Consider the following 17,032-nt stretch of genomic DNA (forward strand, 5'->3'; position numbering starts at 1 on the left):
CCGCCGCCGACTCCACCGGCCCGGCCTCCGGCCCCGCCGCCAGAAGGCCCGATCATCCCGCCGACCGGATTCGCTCTAGGCGCCGCGCCGCCGCCCATGGGCATGCCGCCGCCAGGCATCGACGTGCCACCGACGGCCCCGCCTGGCCGTCCGCCGATCACTCCACCTGGTGGTACTCCTCCGCCGCCGAGCCCGGTGGCCCCCAGAGGCCCCACGCGTCCTGCCCCAGGCCCCGTGCCGGAAGGGATCTTGCCCGTGCCGAGGCCGCCGCCTCCGCCACTGAGTGGCGAAACGCCAGGGATGGGACCCGGTCCGGGAACAGGGCCCACTCCCGGAGGCGGCAGCGGGTTGCCCGGAGGCGGAGGAGGAAGCGTTGTGGGTGGTGGCGTTGTGGGGGGTGGGGGAAGGACATTGGACAGGCCGGGACCGTCCTCATCCCCGGAATACGGCGGCTCGGGCCGCTCATGTGTAGTCTCCGGACCCGACTTAGGCAGGTGCCCATCGATGTAGCCAGGCCGGGAGTCGTCTCGAACATCTCGTCGATGTGAGGGAGGCGGGATTACTGGTGGTGGGATCGGTCGATCCCTTGGATCGGGAGGGATCGGATCGCGTTCGCCGAGGGGCACGTTCGGTGGTTGGTATTCGGGTGGTGGTTGCACCCGATAGCTGCTGTCCTGCGCGGCGCCGTCAAGTTGGGCCATGACGGCTTGTGCCTGCCGATTCAACACCTCCTGCCGTCCGTCCTCGACGGGCGGCGACGTGAAGGCGCCGTAGACTTTCTCTCCCGCCCAGTCGCCCAACACGCGACCGCCGGCACCGGTCAACACCTGGCCGGCGAGTCCGCCGACATTCCCCGCCTGCTCCACCTGCTGCTGGTAGTCAGCCAACTTCTGCTGATTGCTGACGTACTCCTCGTAGATGGGCTTGATCTTGGCGTGGGTCTGCTCGATTGCATCAGCAACGTAGTGGATGTGGGTGGCGTTGTTTGCGGCAGCCGTCGAAGTCTGCTGCGCGGCGTCTATCAGACGGTCCAGTTCGGCCATGTACGCGGCGGCAGCGGCGTTGCTCTCCGGCGGCCACAACTCGGCGAGTTGGTCGCGGCAGTTCAGCAGAGTTTCTGAATGCTGGTCGAGCATGCTCGACGTCCGTTGCCAAGCGTCAACCTGTGCGCGACTTGGTTCTAGTTGCTGACGAGCCATGCTGACCATCTGCCAGAGTTGTACGACGTTGAAGGACCCGTCGGGCATCAGACGTACCTCCCTGTGCTTGGCTGGCTCGGCATCGTCTGCGTCTCGGGCGGGATCAGGACCTCGCGCACGTCGCTGACGGTCGCCCGGGACAACTCGTCCGCGTTGCGATAGTTCGAGGCGATGTGTTCGGCGGCGTTCGCCATCCGATACGTTCCCAGGTCGAGATTCTCCAGGGCATTACAGGTTGCCTCAATGCAGACGTTGTAGCGCTCCCGGAGTGTGTCCCACTCCGTGCCGGGGATGCCGGCACCGATGGTGGAGCCCTCTCCCATCGGGCCGTACACGTGGGGCACCTGGGTGCGGTAGCCCTGCTGCAGTTCTTCGCGCATCACCGCAGCGGCCTTCGCCAGGCCGTCGATGTTGACGCTGATCTGCTGGACCAGCGATGCAGCGGCAGCACCGGCGGCGGCGCCCATCTGAGCGCCCACGACGGCGCCGACCGCAGCCGCCGTCGCCCCTGGATCGACCGGGCTCATCGCAACCCCTCCCCGCAGGTGTTGTGAGACATCAGCGCCGCTCATTGTAGCCGAGTCGCAACACCTCGTTGTTGCTCCGACGGTCGACCGATCGGCCGAATTCCACTGTCGACAGGACCCTTTCCGGGCCGTGCCGGCCGGGTCGTTGATCCCGTTCACCCGGGTGTCGTCCGTGTGCGCCTGCCGGCGGTCAGCCCTGGTGATGGTGAGCGGTGGCGCCGGGTCCGCAGCCGGCGCGACCGCCGACGACGCGACGGGCTCCGGAGCGCAGCCCCCGGCCCAACATGGAAACGGGTGTTGACCCATGTGCAGATGGCGCCACATTCTCGGCGCGCTGATGATGACGACGACCGTGCTGGCCGGGGCGCCCGCCGGGGGCCAGGCCGGCGGGCGACAGCACCGGGTGGCGATCCGCAACGGCCGGCGGTAGCGGCCCGCCGGGGGAACGGTTAGGAAGGGCCCCTTCTACAACAGAAAGCGATAATAGGGGGCCCTTCCTTACACCCGTTCGAAGTAGGTGCGGACCTGGGCCACCACCGTCTCGAGTTGTTCGTCGGTGAGTTCGGGGTAGAGCGGCAGGGAGAGGCACTCCCGGGCCCACGCCTCGGTCACCGGCAGGTCGCCCGGCCGGTACCCGAGCGAGGCGTACGCGGGTTGCAGGTGCAGCGGGATCGGATAGTGCACCCCGGCGCCGATGCCGGCTTCCTGCAGGTGCGCCAGCAGTGCGTCCCGGTGCGCGGTCCGGAGCACGAAGAGGTGGTGGACGCCGCGCCGGTTCGCCGGTTCGACCGGCAGGACCAGGTCGCCGACCCCGTCCAGCCGGGACCGGTACGCCGCCGCCAGTTCACGGCGCCGCTGGTTGCTCGCTCGCAACGTGGTCAGTTTCACCGCGAGGACCGCTGCCTGCAGGGTGTCGAGCCGGGCCGCGTACCCGACGACCAGGTGCTCGTACTTGGTGGCGCGGCCGTGGTCGGCGAGGCGCCGGATCTTGTCGGCGAGCGCCGGGTCCGAGGTGGTGACCGCACCGGCGTCCCCGAACGCCCCCAGGTTCTTGCCCGGGTAGAAGGAGAAGCAGCCGATCCGGCCGTACGCCCCGGCGCGTACCACCGATCCGTCGTCGTGGACGAACTCGGCGCCGTGGGCCTGGGCGGCGTCCTCCACCAGCGGCACCCCGGCCGCGGTGGCCAGTGCGCCGAGCGCGCTCAGGTCGACGGGCAGGCCGTACAGGTGCACCGGCATGACGACACGGACCCGGTCGATGACCGACTTGAGCGCGTCGGGGTCCATGCCGCCGGTCCCGGCGTCGACCTCCACGAAGCGTGGCCGGGCGCCGAGCCAGGTCACCGGTTCCGCGGTGGCGACGAAGGTGTGCGCCGGCACCGCCACCTCGTCGCCGGGGCCGACGCCGAGGGCGGCGAGGCTCAGATGGATCGCGGCGGTGCCGGAGGAGACGCCGACGGCGTGCCGGGTGCCGCAGAACGCGGCGAACGCCGACTCGAACTCGCCGACCTCCCGGCCCTGGATGAACCGGGTGTCCTCCACGACGGCCCGGACGGCCGCGTCGATCGTGTCCCGGTGCCGGGCGTACGAGGCGGCCAGGTCGACCAGTGGGATTCGGGGCATGACGGGCTCCTCTTCGCTGCGGGGAGGGCGGGTCGACGGACCGGACTCAGGAGGTGGCGGGGGTCAGGTCGGGGTGCGGGCCGCCCGAACGCGGGCGCGTGACATACGGGACCTCGATCCGGGGCACGGTCACCGTCGCACCACCGGCCCGGATCGAGGCGTCCGCGGCCTCGAGCACCGCGACCACCCGGGCACCGTTCCAGCCGTCGGTACGCGGCCGTGCCCCGGTACGGACACAGTCGAGGAAGTGCGCGAGTTCCAGCGCGAGCGGCTCGGCCGTGGCGAGCGCCGGTACGTGCACCGCCTCGTCGCGGAGCCGGTACTGCCGGACGCCGGTGCCGTCCGCTTCCAACGGATCGGCACCCTTGTCGAAGACGGTGAGCCGGGCGTCGGAGTTCAGGTCGTCGTAGACGAGCATCCTCCGGGTGCCGACGACGGTGGTGCGGCGGGTCTTCGCCGGGTCCAGCCAGCTGACGTGCATGTGCGCGACGACGTCCCCGGGATAGCCGACGGTGACGAACATGACGTCCTCGACGCCGTCGTGCAGGTAGCGGCCGCCCTGGGCGGCGACCCAGCGGGGGTCGGTGCCGAGCAGGTGGTTGGCGATCGAGACGTCGTGCGGGCCGATCGACCAGAACGTGTGCAGGTCACTCTGGATCCGCCCCAGGTTGAGCCGTTGCGAGTGCAGGTAGAGGACGTCCCCGATCTCGCCGGACCGGATGTACTCGCGCATCCGTTCCACCGCCGGGACGTACTCGAAGGTGTGCCCGACCATCAGCACCAGGTTGGCCCGGTCGGCGGCCTCGGCCAGGGCGACCGCGTCGGCGAGCGACATGGCCAGCGGCTTCTCGACGAAGACGTGTTTGCCGGCGGCCAGGGCCCGGCGCGCCAGCGGTGCGTGGCTGGGCGCCGGGGTGGCGATGACAACGGCGACGACCTCGTTGTCGTCGAGGACCATGTCCAGATCGTCGGTGGCGAGCACCCGCGCGTAGCGCTCGGCCGCGACCTGGCGCCGCTGCGGGCTGGCGTCCACCAGGTAGTGCCAGCGGGACTGCGCCAGTTTGTCGAGGTTCCGGGCCAGGTTGGTGCCCCAGTATCCGAAGCCGACCAGGCCGATCTTTTCGGTCACGTGTCTTCTCCAGGGATCGAGATCGGGACGGGTTGCGGACCGTCGAGGATTCCGTGGCGCATCCGGCGACGTTTGTTCGCGGATTCCGCTCGCGTTTCGCCGACACGTCCACGGTGTTCGTGGACCGTCGTCCCGGATGCTGATTCGGTTTGAGTCGACCTACCTGCCCGGAGTTTCAGAAACGGCAGATGTTCACTGACGGGCAATGTCCCGGGTGACAATTCATCGGGGATACTGCTACGACATTCCGCGACTCGCCAGCCGGCTGTCCGCTTCCCGACCCGTCAGACGCTTTCCTCACCCGGGTCGGCCGCTTTTCATGACCTGTGGCTCACCCTTTCGGTGGTCAGTTCGACCGGGACGACGACGGGCGGACGCCCCGGCTGTTCGGGACCAGCGCACCGGACTGCTGCCCCTGATCGGGCTGACCGCACAGCCAGGCGAGCCGTTCGGTCACCTTCTCCGGCTCGTCGTACGGGTCCAGGGTGGCGACCTCGGACGGATTCAGCGCCGGCACCGACACGTGGGAGATCAACGGGTGCAGCGGCCGTACGTCGAGTTCGCCCTCGCCCAGCAGGTCCTCGTGCAGTTTCTCACCCGGGCGCAGCCCGGTGTAGACGATCCGGGTCGGCCCGGGCGCCTGGGTCGCGAGCTGCCGGGCCAGGTCGTCGATGCGTACCGGCTCGCCCATGTCGAGCACCAGCGCCTCGCCGTCACGGCCGATCGCCGCCGCCTGCAACACCAGGTGTACCGCCTCCTGCACGCTCATCAGGTAGCGGGTGACGTCCGGGTGGGTGACGGTGACCGGCAGGCCGGCGTCGATCTGTGCGCGGAACGCGGTGACCACCGATCCCCGGCTGCGCAGCACGTTGCCGAACCGCACACTGAGGAACGTGCCGGGGAAGCTGGCGGCGACGTGCGCGGTCAGTCGTTCGGTGATCCGCTTCGAATAGCCCAGGACGCTGATCGGGTTCGCTGCCTTGTCGGTGGAGATGTTCACGAATCTGGCGACGTCGCGAGCGGCGTTCAGAACCGACAGCGTTCCCCACACATTCGTCTTGATCGCCTCTCCCGGGTGGCGCTGCAGAAGGGTGAGGTGTTTCAGGGCGGCCGCGTGGAAGATGACGTCCGGTCGGCGGTTGCGAATGGTGCGGGCGATGCCCTCGGCATCGCGGATGTCCGCCAGGATCAGTTCCGGTCCGTCGAGGAGCGCCCGACCGGACAATGAAAGTTGCAGGCTGTGCAACGCAGATTCGTCGCGGTCGAGCATCATCAGTTCACCGGGCTCAGCGCGCAGGATCTGCCGGCAGAGTTCGGAGCCGATGGAGCCGCCGGCGCCGGTGACCAGGACCCGCCGGCCGGTCAGCGCCGAGTCGGCGGTGACCAGGGCGGAGACGACCTGTCGACGGCCGAGCAGATCGTCGATCTCCGCGTCCCGTACGTCGGCGACGCTGATCCGGTGGTCGACGAGTTCGCGTACCGGTGGCAGGACCTTGAACTCGGCGCCGGCGGCCAGGCTGGCGCTCTGGACCGCGCGGATCAGTTCCGCGTCCGCGTTCGCGACGGAGAAGATGACGGTGGTGGCGCCGGTCCGGCTCACCGCGGCGGCGATGTCGTCCCGACCGCCGAGCATCCGGACGCCGTCGATCCGCAGCTGCCGCTTGTCGGGATCGTCGTCGAGCAGGCCGACCGGGAGGTAGCGACTCTGCGGGTCGCTCACCATGGCGCGGAGCAGGCCCTGGCCGGCCGAGCCGAGTCCAAAGAGCAGCACCGGCGTGGCGGAGTCGGTCCGGGGCCGCAGGGCCCGGTCGATGCGGTTCCGGTACGCCGCCCGCGCGGCGAGCATCAGCAGCATGGCCACGGCCGAGCCGACCAACGGGGTGCTCGCCGGCACCGGCCGGTCCGCCTGGGCGAGTACGGCCAGGAACACGAGCACGGCACTGATCGCCACCGTCCCGGCGAGTACCCGCAGCTCGGACAGGCTGCCCACCGGGTGCCGACCCAGGAGACGTCGCCCCAGCGCGGCGACCGACTCGTGCAGGACGGCGGCGATCAACGCCACGGCGACCACCTGGACGAGCTGGGGCACCGTCAGGTCGAACTCGTACCTGGTCCACGCGCCTGCCCCGAAGCCGACCGTCCAGGCAGCTGAGTCGCTCGCCAGCAGCGTCACGTTCCCCAGTCCCGGCTCTTTCCGTCGGGGGCCGGGCTGACTGTCGGAGTTGTCGGTACGTGCGGCTGCGCTGAGCGGCATTGCGGCTCCTGCTCTGGTTCGGGGCTGGGGTCCCGGCCGCGATGGCGGGTGCTATCCGGCGGGTAACCCACATCTATCCGCTTCCAGGGGGGTAAGGGGCGGGTTTCACATTTTTGATAGGCGATAGTCGCGACCGTGACGTTTGCGGCTATCTGCTCGTTGAGCAGCGGGTGCCCCCACCCGGATGCGAGGCAGGCTGTGACACTGACCAGGAACGTCGTGACGGATACCGGCACCGTGGTGGTCGACTCCGCCGGTGGTGCCACCGGCGGGGCGGCCAGGTGGCGGGCCGAGCTGGACGCCTTTCTCGGAGCGCCGTCCGGTGTGGGACCGGACCCCGCCCCCGGCTCACCGCCGGGATCCGAACCGGACGCCCGCTCCGTGACGGTCATCGGCCGGCGGCAGCAGCTCACCCCCGGCTGGCTCGTCCAGCGCGAGCGACTGGCCGGACGGGCGACGCTGGCGGTCGCGCCGAACAACGTGTCGTTCGCGCTCGGTGGGGACAACCGGACCGTGCTGCTGCGTAACGCGCTGCACTTCCTGTACCCCGCCGAGGCACACCTGTTGGACCGCATGCCGAGGTCCTTCCGGCTGCAGATTCCCGTCGTACGGCGGCTGCTGCGCCGGGCGGACCTGATCGTCGTCCCCTGTGGGGCGATGGGCGAGCGGGTGGTACAGCACGTCCCGTCGGCGCGGAACCGGATCGTGGTACGCCCCCACCCGGTGACACCGGCCGGTCCACGGGTTCCGGGTGCCGACCCGTTCATCCTGGTTCCCGTCGTACCGGGGCCGTACAAGAACCTCACGCCGCAGCTCGCCGCGTTGCTCGACGCGCTGGACCGGACCGGCCGTCGGATCCGGATCACGGTGACCGCCCGCCCCGCCGACCTGCCGGCGGCGCTCGCCGGGCATCCGATGCTCGACCCGATCGGGATCGTCGCCCACCACGAACTCACCCGGCTGTGGCGTTCGGCCACCGCCGTGTTCTACCCGTCGGCCCTGGAGGCGTTCGGCTATCCGCTCGCCGAGGCCCGGGCGTACGGCGTGCCGGTGCTGTCGCCGGAGAGCGGGCAGAGTCGTGAGGTGGCCGGGGGTGCGCTGCTGCCGTACCGCCCGGACGAGCCGGACAGTCTGGCCGACGCGCTCGACGGCCTGGACGGGACGGTCATCGCCGATCCCGCCCCCTTCGACCGGAACGACTACTTTCGTTGGCTGCTGCGGCTGCCCGGTTCTCCGGCATCGGCCGCCACCCCCCATGCGCCGTCCGTAACGGGCGACGGCCACTGCTCTGGTGGGCGACCGGAGTCGTGACGGCCGGTGGACCGGCCGGTTCGCCCATGCCCGCCGCATCGTCCGTCACCCCGCCTGGACTCCGCTCGTTCTTCATCTCGTGCGGTAGTGGCGCGTGCCGACGAGTGTGCCGGGCCAGTGGTAACCGAGGTCAGGGCCCGTGGTTCGCGGTGAAGAGGAACCGGAGGCGGAACGATTTTCTCGAACACCCGACGCGGTCCCGGAGCAGCTCTGTCGGTGGGCGACCGCATGGTCAAGCCACGAAGAATCGCTCTCGTCACCCACAGTTTCGAGCGCGGTGGTGGGGTGCCGGCCGTCACCAGGTGGCTGAGGGAGAGCCTGGGAGCCGTCGGCGGTTACTCGACGGACGTACACGATCTGGCGACGTCCAGTCGGGATTCGTCCAGCCGCCGGATTGTCGCGCCGAGAACGTGGATCCGACGTAGCCTGCGGAGTCCCACTGCCCACCCGTCCGGGTACGAGCACTGGGGGGCGAACGCGGCCGAGTTCGAGGTCATGCGCTACCGCCCACGAAGGGAACTGAGCGCCGTCCTCCGACAGTACGACCTCATCCAGGTGATCGCCGGTTCACCGGCGTGGGCGGCTGCGGTGACCGGGCTTGGAGTACCTGTCGTACTACAGGTGGCGACGCTGGTCGCCTGGGAGCGTGCGGCACTCCTGTCGGTGCCCGGCGGACCGCTCAACGCCTGGCGCGGCACGATGACCAGGTTCACCTCGCGGATCGAACGATCGGCGCTGCGCGAGGTCGACGCCGTGCTCGTGGAGAACGCCGTGATGTTGGATCACGCCCGTTCCCTCGGCCAGCGACATGTGGTCAAGGCCCCGCCGGGAGTGGACACCACGTTCTTCGTGCCCGGACCCGAGGGATGGCGGCGAACCGGGCATCTGCTGTCGGTGTGCCGCCTGGGTGACCCTCGGAAGGGGCTCGACCGGACCGTGAGGGCCTACGCCGAGATGGTCCGGAGGATGCCGTCAACGCCCCCGCTGGTGTTGGCCGGACGGGGTGTTCTTCCGGCGGCGACGGTTGCCCTCGTCGCCGACCTCGGCCTGAGGGATCGGGTCGTGGTCCGCTCCGATGTCACACCCGTCGACCTACTGCGTCTCTACCAGACGGCATCGGTGTTCGTGCAGACCTCCTACGAGGAGGGTCTCGGCGTGTCCGTGCTCGAAGCCATGGCATGCGCTCTGCCGGTGGTGGCGACGGCGACCGCAGGAAGCCGGGAAACGGTCTCCGACGGGGAGACGGGGTGGTTGGTCGCGCAGAGTCCCGAGTCGGAGGTTCCGGCCAGGATTGCCGATCGGGTGCTTGACATCCTGGCCGACCCGAGATGTGAGCTCGGCCTCCGGGGCCGGCAGCGCTGCCTGACCAACTTCTCCACGACGGCCGCCCTTCAGTGCTTCACCGACACCTACGACAAACTGCTCAGTTAGGTCAGGCATGCGGTCACGGTCGATATGAATGGTGAGATAACTTCGGTGCGGCGAGGACCCGCAGAATCGGATCTTCTTGTACCGCATGCGCTGACCACGCCGGCTGGATCAGTGTCTCCGCGTGGTACGGAGTCGAGTGCCGGTTCCGATCCTGACGATAAGAATCCAGGTCTACACTCGGGAACGTCGGGCAGCCGGCAATGGGTGTTGATGATGCGATCGATTGCCGGGTTTCGAGCCCGGCGGCGAAGCTCGGAGTTGCGATGAGGTCAACCACGTCAGTCGTCATCCACTACGGCGATCCGACACCGACGATCGAGCTGGTCAACAAAATCGTCGATTATGGCGGCGACGTGGTGGTCGTCGCCAACGACCGGATGCGGCGTCCAGAGACGCTCGACGGGCGTGCCGAATGGATCGTCCCGGGACGGAACCTGGGATACGCGCAGGCGTTCATGTTGGCTGTACGCGGGCGCTCCACCGACGCCCTGGTGTTGTTGAACACCGACATCGCGGTGCCCCGGGACACGTGGGCGCGGTGCCTGCACGCGTTGTTCAGCGATCCGGACGTGGGCATCGTCGGCCCTGTCCTACGCCACGACGACGGCTCGCTGCAATCCGGCGCCGCCAGATTCTCGCCGTTCCGACGTGCGCCGGAGGTGCTGGTGGAGCCAGGGCCGCGGACGGTGGAGTGCGCCTGGGTCACCGGTGCGGTGATGTTCATTCGGCGAGAGGTCGTCGACAGCGTCGGTATGGACGGCTCGTTCTTTCTCGGCGGCGAGGACGCGGACCTGTGCGTGCGCGCCCGGCGTTCGGGTTGGCGGGTCCTGTGCTGCGGCGACGCCCCGGCCACCCATCACGGGAACCGGGTCATTTCGGGTCCTCGTTGGACCTACTACTCGGTTCGTAACCGGGTGTGGTTCACGAGAGCGAACTTCGGCCTGGGGCCGGCGCTGTTGAACTGGGTCTGGGCGGCGTCAGTGTTACCCCGGGTGGCCCTGGTCGATATCCTCAGGCGAGGTGACATCATGCGATTCCGCCTCGGTCTGATGGCGTTGAGTCATGCCTGGCGACGGAAGCCGAGCGCGGCGGAGGGGCCGCTTCCCGGCGAACCGTTTCCCGCTCGGATTATGAACTGGTAGCGGTGGTGTCCGTCCTGCTCCTGACGTAGATGGTGGCCACGGTCGCATGGCAGTCGGCCACCCGTGGGTGACAATCAGCCAGCTCCGTCGAGAATCGGTTTGAACGGCGTATTGTCCATGCTGGCGGCTGGTCTGATCTGGGCGCTGCGGAACTTGGAGGTGCCCATGCTGGGGCAGAAACTGCGTCATCACGTTGCCGGTTACACCCCGCCTCCCGTACGGCGTTGGGTGAGATCGGCCCGGTTGGCGAGGATCCGTCAGCGAAACGCCACGAGGTCTGTGCAGGAAGTCTTTTCGGACATCTACGCCTCGCGTCGGTGGGGTGCTGGTGAGAGTTTCGACTCCGGCTGGGGGTCGCGTGGCGATGCGGCCGCCGGCTATGTCAGGTACGTTCGCGAGTTGATCGGACAGTGCGGCGGGCGTTCGGTGGTCGACATCGGTTGCGGGGATTTTCGGGTCGCGGCTCAGTTCGTGGATCTCCTCGATCACTACGAGGGGATCGATGTCGTCCAGGACCTGATCGATCACAACAGATCGCGCCACGGCGGTGAACGGATCAGGTTCTCCGTTCGGGACGCGGCGAGCGACCCACTACCGGACGCCGACGTGTGTCTCATCCGCCAGGTGCTCCAGCATCTGTCCAACGCACAGGTCGCGGCCATCCTCGAGCAGTGTCGTCGTTATCCGCTCGTCGTCGTGACGGAGCACTGGCCCGCGCCTGACGCGATCCGCACCCCCAATCTGGACAAGCCGCATGGGCCGGACACCCGACTAGACCGCGGCTCGTGGGTGGATATCACCCAGGCACCGTTCCACTGTGGTCCGAGCGAGGAGGTGCTGAGGATTCCGGTGGCCCAGCCGCTCTACCGGCCGGGCGAGACCATCAGAACCCAGCTCTGGCGGCCTCGCCCGTAACCGACGACTACTACAAGGCTGGCCCGCGACTCAGCGATGATGGTCAGCCGTTGCCGTGGTCGCCTCCCCTGACTCCGCTGCCTGATTGACCGCGCTCCGGCTGAGCACGAGGAATACGGCCGAGGACAGCAGGTAGGACAGACCTGGGATCAACGCGGCGACGTGGATCGGCCACCCGAGAAGCCCGACCGCGCCGAAGCCGATGATGAGCATTGTCAGGCTCGGCATCCGGTAGAGCGCTATCCGGGACCCGCGTCCAGACATCAGGCACTCGTGTGCGAGCAGATAGTCCAGGGACTGCGCTATGCCGACAAAGCACAGGACCGCCACCACGGAAACCGCCGGTGAGAAGCCCGTGCCGTAGAGGCCGGTGACCCAGAGCGCGCTTGACGCGGCCAACGGCACAGCTATGGCGAGGGTCATGACCACGACCTTCCGCAGCTCCCTTCGCAGTGCTCGGTGGCGGTCGCTGAACTCGCTGCCGCGGCGTGCGAACCAGTTCATTCCGTAGGACTGCCCTGCGGCCAGTACCGCGTTCTGCGCCGCCAGCCCGATGGCGTAGAAGGCCACGGTCTCGTGCGAGAAGAGCGCTGTGACGACCAACAGGTCGAGTCGGTACTGCGTGAAGGTGACTATGTTGCCCGGTGTCAGTCGTAGCGAGTGTTTGAGGGTGCGGCCTGTCGACGTCCCCGGGACCGTGCCCCGCTCTGTTGCCAGGACCACCCAGACGATCACGGCCACCGCCTGGAGGCTGGCGATTGTGAGGAGCCAGACCGAGACCGACCGGGGCCCCGCCAGCAGGAGACCCGTCATGGCCAACAGCGCCGCCAGTTGTGGCGTGACGCGAGCGGCGTTGAACTCCATCCCCATTCGGCCCATGCGCTGCGCCTCGGACGGGCCGATGGAACCGAATTGGGTTGCGGTCACCACCAGGATCGACGCGACGAGGACGACCCAGTGAGGTCGCCACAACGCGCTGAGGACGGCCACCATGACCACGCCGACGCAGAGCGTCACCGCGAGGGCGCGTAGCACCTCGCCGAGTGTGTGCCGACCCCGCGAGCGGTCGTCGAGCACCAGCACCTGTGGGAGACCGCCCAGGGCGAGAATTCCGAGCGTCGTGGCCCAGGTCTGCCAGGTGACGTACTCGCCCCGGCCGGAGGGGCCGAGGGCCCGCGAGATGGTGACGCTGGTGATGACACCGATGGACAGCAGTGCTCCGTTGGTGAGCAGGGTGCCGACACGTCCGACGCGGGCTCGGGCGCCCGAGATCGTTGCCCGGCGAGGTGTCTCGCGGCGGGCGGTCCGAGTTGTCCGTTCGGGGGCCGCTGACGGCATCCGGATCAACCGACGGGCGGGAAGGTGAAAACGGCTGGCGGCGAGATCCAGGCCCTCACCGTGCGGCCCGGTCGGCTGACTGCCCGGCTCGTGGGGTGAAGAGCGCGCCCAGGGTGGTGGGCTGCGCGGGCCGATCGGGCCCGGGAATCTGACGGAACGGTGATTGTTCGAGGAAGCCGGAGAACCCCGTCAGTGAACGGGCGACCCGCCGGCGGATCCGCCACGGCAGGCTGTGGGCGCGCCGGACCGCGACGGACGGGTCGCCGGTGGCGGTGAGCGGCGGTGGCCACATGCCGTCCCTGGTCGTCCCGGTCCGCAGTGTCTTGACCACGGACTCGGGAACCGGAGGGAAGCTGACCTCGCAACCCGCCCGGACCGCCAGTTCGCGGAGCGACCGGACGTTGAACCAGAGCAGGTGGACGGGGGGCAGATCGGTGTCCCAGACCGAGTCGGCTGGACTCGCGTCGCGGTTCGGTGTGGTCATCAGCACCGCACCGTCCTGCTTGACGGCGGCGATCGCGTCCTTCAGCAACCGGACCGGCTCGGCGACGTGCTCGACGAGTTCGAGCGCTATGACCACGTCCGCTTGACGCTCCGGCAGCGCGCCGAATTCCTCGGTGGTGAGAAACCATTCGTCGTGGCCGAACCGCTGTCGGGCGCGGTGGATCGTCGTCGTCGAGATGTCGATGCCGGTGCACTCGATGCCCGCCTGTCGCAGGGCGTAGGTGAGGTAGCCCTCGCCGCAGCCGAAGTCGATCACGGTGACGTCAGACCCGCTTCTGTTGACGATGTGGTCACGTACGTACCAGTAGGCCAACTCGGAGGAGGCGAGCAGGTCGAGTGGTCGAGGATGGCGAGTGACCGCGGTGGCGTAGCCGGCGTACCGGTTGTAGCCCGGCAACACGGCGTTGTGCCGGTAGATCATGTCGTAGAGATTCTCGGGTACGTCCAGTCGATCGCTGAACCGCAGCGAGCAGTGCCCGCACTCGAGAATCGACAGCCGGTAGCCCTCCAGATAACCGTCGAACTCTCCGGACACCCGCTGGCTGGGACCCGCACAGGTGGGGCACGGGAGCCCGGCGGGCTTGAGTGGCCCGGGGCTGTGTGGCAGTTGTCTCGGCGGTGGCGAGGCGGAACCGTCGATCGGCAACGGGTGCCGGTGCCCGATCGGTTCGGTGGGGGAAACGCGAGTGGTCGTTGCGTTTGGAACTGACGTCGTTCGGTCACTCACGCTGAGGTGTTCCTTTCGAATTCTCGGGTGAGAGGGACACCGACACCGCGCGGACAGTTGCGGCCTGGTGTGTCGTCATGAACGTCCGACCCCTGGCGAGAGCGGGTCGTCGGCTGCTGACAGCTCCGGCATAGCGAACCGACGTTCATGCCACTGCGACCGGCGCCGGCGCCAACCGTCACGCCAGTCGTATAGACCGAATGTTACGGTATCAGGGCCCGGATGCCCTTGCTTTGTCTATAGTCGCACGCAGGATGGACCGACGTTTTGCGTTACGGTCCGTCGGGGGCACTTCATGGTCGCTACTTTCACCAATCCGAGAGTGTGTTCACAATCCACACTGAGGCGGGTAGTCGTCCGAGGAGGACGTGTGAGAATCTCAGGATCTGCGGTCGGGCTGCTTCGCGCCAGGCGAGCCGCCGACGCGGTTCAAAAGATCAACGAATCCCTCGACCGCTACCCCCTGGCCACTTGCTGCAGTGCGTGCGGATCGTCAGAGCAGTTCAGCGTACGCCCGGTGATCGGTCGACGGCTTGCCAGACAGTGGGGGCTGGACCGGACCGAGCGTGCCATGGTGGATATTCAGCAGGGCCACCTTTGTGAAGGCTGCGGCAACAACCTGCGCGGACGATGCCTGGCGGACGCGATCCTCGCGCGACTCGGCATTGTGGGACCGCTGACCACGGCCTGGGACCGGGCATCCGCTACGAGAATTCTCGAAGTCAACCCCGCGGCCAGGTTGACGCCCATGCTGAGCAAGGCGGCACATCATGTCTGCACCAGCTATCCAGAGGTGGACATCCAGGCACTGCCTTTTCGCGACGGCGAATTCGACCTCGTTGTACACAGCGACACGCTGGAGCACGTGCCGGACCCGGCACTGGCCATCCGTGAGTGCCTCAGGGTCGCGGGCTCCGGCTGGGTGGTGTTCACGACGCCCGTTCTCTTCGACAGGTTGACCCGCGACCGTACGCGCCGTCCTGCCAGCTACCACGGCGGGGATTCGGGGCCGTCCCTGGTTTACTGGGAGTTCGGGGCCGACGTCGTCACGTTCCTGCTCGAGGCGCAGGCTACCGAGATCGTGGTGAACCGGGACGGTTATCCGTACGCGTGCGCGTTTTCGTGCCGTCGGTCCGGCTGAGACGCTCAGAGCCGCTGCCGCCCGGTTGTGGTGGACCGTGCGTCGGTCGTAGCCGATAGACGAGGTGTCCCGGCTGGTGGTGGACCGTGCGTCGGTCGTAGCCGGTAGACGAGGTGTCCCTGCTGGTGGTGGTTCGGGGGCTGACGACATTTCGGGTGTGGTTCCGGCGGCCGGTTGACTACCGAGAAAACCTCGGTTCGTGAGCGGTGGACATCGCTGTACCCGACGCTGGACACGGCGTTTCACACCGACCTGCTGGTTGCCACGTTACGCCCCGTCCGGTTGCGCGTTGAATCAACGGCAGGCCCGTGTACACCGGCCCCTGTTCCACCTTTGGGACCCGGTCACCACGCTGCGTCGGCACGCCCGTCACGACCGACCAACGACAGGAAGCCATGGTGGAGCAGCCGTCGCCGGCGTACCCGGATTCGCTGCCGACAAGACGACGCTTGTACGAGATAGATCTGCTGCGCTTCGTCGCCGCGCTCGCGGTGGTGCTGCTGCACTACTCGTTCGCACAGGCCAAGAATGACGCCGAGCTGGATTTCGCTTCCGAGCTCGGGGCGGTGACCCGGTACGGCTATCTCGGCGTCGACCTCTTCTTCATGATCAGCGGTCTGGTCGTCTTCATGAGTCTCTGGGGTCGGCGTCCCAGTGCCTTTCTCATCTCCCGGATCTCCCGGCTCTATCCGGCGTACTGGGTGGCGGTCACGCTCACCACACTGACCGTCGTCGTGCTGGGTGCCCGGGGGCGCAACGACGTCACCCTGCCGCAGTACCTGGTGAACCTGACGATGTTCCCGGCCCCGATCAACGTCGAGTACGTCGAGGGCGTCTACTGGACCCTGTGGTCGGAGTGGCGTTTCTACGCCCTGCTCTTCGTCCTCGCGCTGATCGGCCTGACGGTCCGGCGTACCCGGCTGTTCATGTGGGGGTGGCTGGCCACGACGGTCCTGCTGGAGCTGCTGCCGGTCCCGGCGGAGCCGGTCGTCGCGCTCGCCGTACAGCCGCTCTACAGCCACTACTTCATCGCCGGCATGGTGCTCTACCTCGTACATCGGTCCGGCTGGAGCCGCGAACTCGCCGTACTGCTGGGACTCTGCTTCCTGAACGCGAGCTACCAGGCCGCCCAGCTCGCCGAACTGCGCAACCGTACCGAGGCGGCCGGGCTGGACCCGGCGGTGGTCGTCCTGGTGGTCACGGTGATCTTCCTGGTCATGGCCCTGGTCGCCAGCGGGGCGCTGGCCCGGTGGAGCAGTCCGGCGCTGCTGCCGCTCGGTGAGATGACGTACCCGCTCTACCTCATCCACGGCACACTTGGCTACGCCCTGTTCAACCTGCTCACTCCCGGCGTCAACCGCTGGATCCTGCTGCTCGGCGTCATCGTCGCCATGTGTGCGCTCTCCTGGCTGATCAGCCAGGTGATCGAGGCTCGACTCCGGCCGCGGCTCCGCAACGGCCTCTCCCGCACCTGGGCCGCGGTGCGGACCAACCTCACGGTGAGCCCGTCCGTTGAGGAGAGAAACGAGACCGCCGTTTTCCTGTCGCAGGGCAAACGCGATGTTCCCGCACATTGGCAAGCCCCCGCCGTCGCCTCGGTCGCGGCGAGTCCACCCGATGATCGATCACCGAAAGCGCCCCGACATCCACCCGGGACAGAAGCGCTGCATCAGCGGAACAACTAACACCACGTACTGTGGCGGCCAATTGGTCGAATCCCCGACGACAATCGTTCGGAACTGATAGAGATGTCTTTCATCTGATGCGACACTCTCGCTCCCAGTTTCACCT

14 protein-coding genes are annotated in these 17,032 nt (G+C 68.1%); 8 read left to right on the forward strand and 6 right to left on the reverse strand.

The window, feature by feature from the left end; translation table 11 throughout:
- The first annotated feature begins 635 nt into the window (after window positions 1–635).
- On the forward strand, window positions 636–1,121 hold the full coding sequence (locus V1633_RS11095; RefSeq protein WP_331214144.1) for a hypothetical protein: 486 nt from the start codon (window positions 636–638) through the stop codon (window positions 1,119–1,121).
- Window positions 1,122–1,246: 125 nt separating this feature from the next.
- Here V1633_RS11095 and V1633_RS11100 read toward each other — a convergent pair whose 3' ends face one another.
- Window positions 1,247–1,726, reverse strand: coding sequence for a hypothetical protein (locus tag V1633_RS11100; protein WP_331214145.1), 480 nt, complete (start codon window positions 1,724–1,726; stop codon window positions 1,247–1,249).
- A gap of 304 nt (window positions 1,727–2,030) precedes the next feature.
- On the opposite strand from V1633_RS11100, the gene V1633_RS11105 reads away from it, so the two are divergent.
- Window positions 2,031–2,156, forward strand: a complete 126-nt coding sequence (locus V1633_RS11105; protein ID WP_331214146.1) for a hypothetical protein — start codon at window positions 2,031–2,033, stop codon at window positions 2,154–2,156.
- Between the two features lie 68 nt (window positions 2,157–2,224).
- On the opposite strand, the gene V1633_RS11110 is transcribed toward V1633_RS11105, so the two are convergent.
- The 3 genes from V1633_RS11110 to V1633_RS11120 all read right to left on the reverse strand — a co-directional run bounded on the left by V1633_RS11110 (window position 2,225) and on the right by V1633_RS11120 (window position 6,732).
- Window positions 2,225–3,349, reverse strand: coding sequence for a DegT/DnrJ/EryC1/StrS family aminotransferase (locus V1633_RS11110; RefSeq protein WP_331214147.1), 1,125 nt, complete (start codon window positions 3,347–3,349; stop codon window positions 2,225–2,227).
- 46 nt (window positions 3,350–3,395) lie between these two features.
- Window positions 3,396–4,478 (reverse strand): Gfo/Idh/MocA family protein, encoded by a 1,083-nt coding sequence (locus V1633_RS11115; RefSeq protein ID WP_331214148.1) that lies wholly within the window; start codon window positions 4,476–4,478, stop codon window positions 3,396–3,398.
- A gap of 346 nt (window positions 4,479–4,824) precedes the next feature.
- Window positions 4,825–6,732 carry a nucleoside-diphosphate sugar epimerase/dehydratase gene (locus V1633_RS11120; protein WP_331214149.1) on the reverse strand — a complete coding sequence of 636 codons (1,908 nt, stop codon included), beginning with the start codon at window positions 6,730–6,732 and terminating at the stop codon, window positions 4,825–4,827.
- 219 nt (window positions 6,733–6,951) lie between these two features.
- Between V1633_RS11120 and V1633_RS11125 the strand changes: the two genes are divergently transcribed.
- The 4 genes from V1633_RS11125 (at window position 6,952) to V1633_RS11140 (ending at window position 11,531) form a co-directional block, all read left to right on the forward strand.
- Window positions 6,952–8,043 (forward strand): glycosyltransferase, encoded by a 1,092-nt coding sequence (locus V1633_RS11125; RefSeq protein WP_331214150.1) that lies wholly within the window; start codon window positions 6,952–6,954, stop codon window positions 8,041–8,043.
- 216 nt (window positions 8,044–8,259) lie between these two features.
- The gene (locus V1633_RS11130) at window positions 8,260–9,474 is read left to right on the forward strand and encodes a glycosyltransferase (protein WP_331214151.1); all 1,215 of its coding nucleotides are present in this window, start codon (window positions 8,260–8,262) and stop codon (window positions 9,472–9,474) included.
- A gap of 200 nt (window positions 9,475–9,674) precedes the next feature.
- Window positions 9,675–10,616 carry a glycosyltransferase gene (locus tag V1633_RS11135; protein ID WP_331214152.1) on the forward strand — a complete coding sequence of 314 codons (942 nt, stop codon included), beginning with the start codon at window positions 9,675–9,677 and terminating at the stop codon, window positions 10,614–10,616.
- 279 nt (window positions 10,617–10,895) lie between these two features.
- On the forward strand, window positions 10,896–11,531 hold the full coding sequence (locus V1633_RS11140) for a class I SAM-dependent methyltransferase (RefSeq protein WP_331214153.1): 636 nt from the start codon (window positions 10,896–10,898) through the stop codon (window positions 11,529–11,531).
- Window positions 11,532–11,561: 30 nt separating this feature from the next.
- On the opposite strand, the gene V1633_RS11145 is transcribed toward V1633_RS11140, so the two are convergent.
- The gene (locus V1633_RS11145) at window positions 11,562–12,869 is read right to left on the reverse strand and encodes a lipopolysaccharide biosynthesis protein (protein ID WP_331214154.1); all 1,308 of its coding nucleotides are present in this window, start codon (window positions 12,867–12,869) and stop codon (window positions 11,562–11,564) included.
- 55 nt (window positions 12,870–12,924) lie between these two features.
- On the reverse strand, window positions 12,925–13,908 hold the full coding sequence (locus tag V1633_RS11150; RefSeq protein ID WP_331214155.1) for a class I SAM-dependent methyltransferase: 984 nt from the start codon (window positions 13,906–13,908) through the stop codon (window positions 12,925–12,927).
- Between the two features lie 562 nt (window positions 13,909–14,470).
- On the opposite strand from V1633_RS11150, the gene V1633_RS11155 reads away from it, so the two are divergent.
- Window positions 14,471–15,241, forward strand: coding sequence for a class I SAM-dependent methyltransferase (locus V1633_RS11155; RefSeq protein ID WP_331214156.1), 771 nt, complete (start codon window positions 14,471–14,473; stop codon window positions 15,239–15,241).
- 395 nt (window positions 15,242–15,636) lie between these two features.
- On the forward strand, window positions 15,637–16,926 hold the full coding sequence (locus V1633_RS11160; protein WP_331214157.1) for an acyltransferase family protein: 1,290 nt from the start codon (window positions 15,637–15,639) through the stop codon (window positions 16,924–16,926).
- Window positions 16,927–17,032 lie beyond the last annotated feature (106 nt).

The sequence above is a fragment of the Plantactinospora sonchi genome (assembly GCF_036422035.1).
GTDB lineage: Bacteria > Actinomycetota > Actinomycetes > Mycobacteriales > Micromonosporaceae > Plantactinospora > Plantactinospora sonchi.

Bases quoted from the DNA above. Each gene is read 5' to 3' on its own strand.
- V1633_RS11100 (WP_331214145.1), bottom strand. From the start codon at position 1,726: ATGAGCCCGGTCGATCCAGGGGCGACGGCGGCTGCGGTCGGCGCCGTC.
- V1633_RS11105 (WP_331214146.1), top strand. From the start codon at position 2,031: ATGTGCAGATGGCGCCACATTCTCGGCGCGCTGATGATGACGACGACC.
- V1633_RS11110 (WP_331214147.1), bottom strand. From the start codon at position 3,349: ATGCCCCGAATCCCACTGGTCGACCTGGCCGCCTCGTACGCCCGGCAC.
- V1633_RS11120 (WP_331214149.1), bottom strand. From the start codon at position 6,732: ATGCCGCTCAGCGCAGCCGCACGTACCGACAACTCCGACAGTCAGCCC.
- V1633_RS11135 (WP_331214152.1), top strand. From the start codon at position 9,675: ATGGGTGTTGATGATGCGATCGATTGCCGGGTTTCGAGCCCGGCGGCG.
- V1633_RS11145 (WP_331214154.1), bottom strand. From the start codon at position 12,869: ATGCCGTCAGCGGCCCCCGAACGGACAACTCGGACCGCCCGCCGCGAG.
- V1633_RS11160 (WP_331214157.1), top strand. From the start codon at position 15,637: ATGGTGGAGCAGCCGTCGCCGGCGTACCCGGATTCGCTGCCGACAAGA.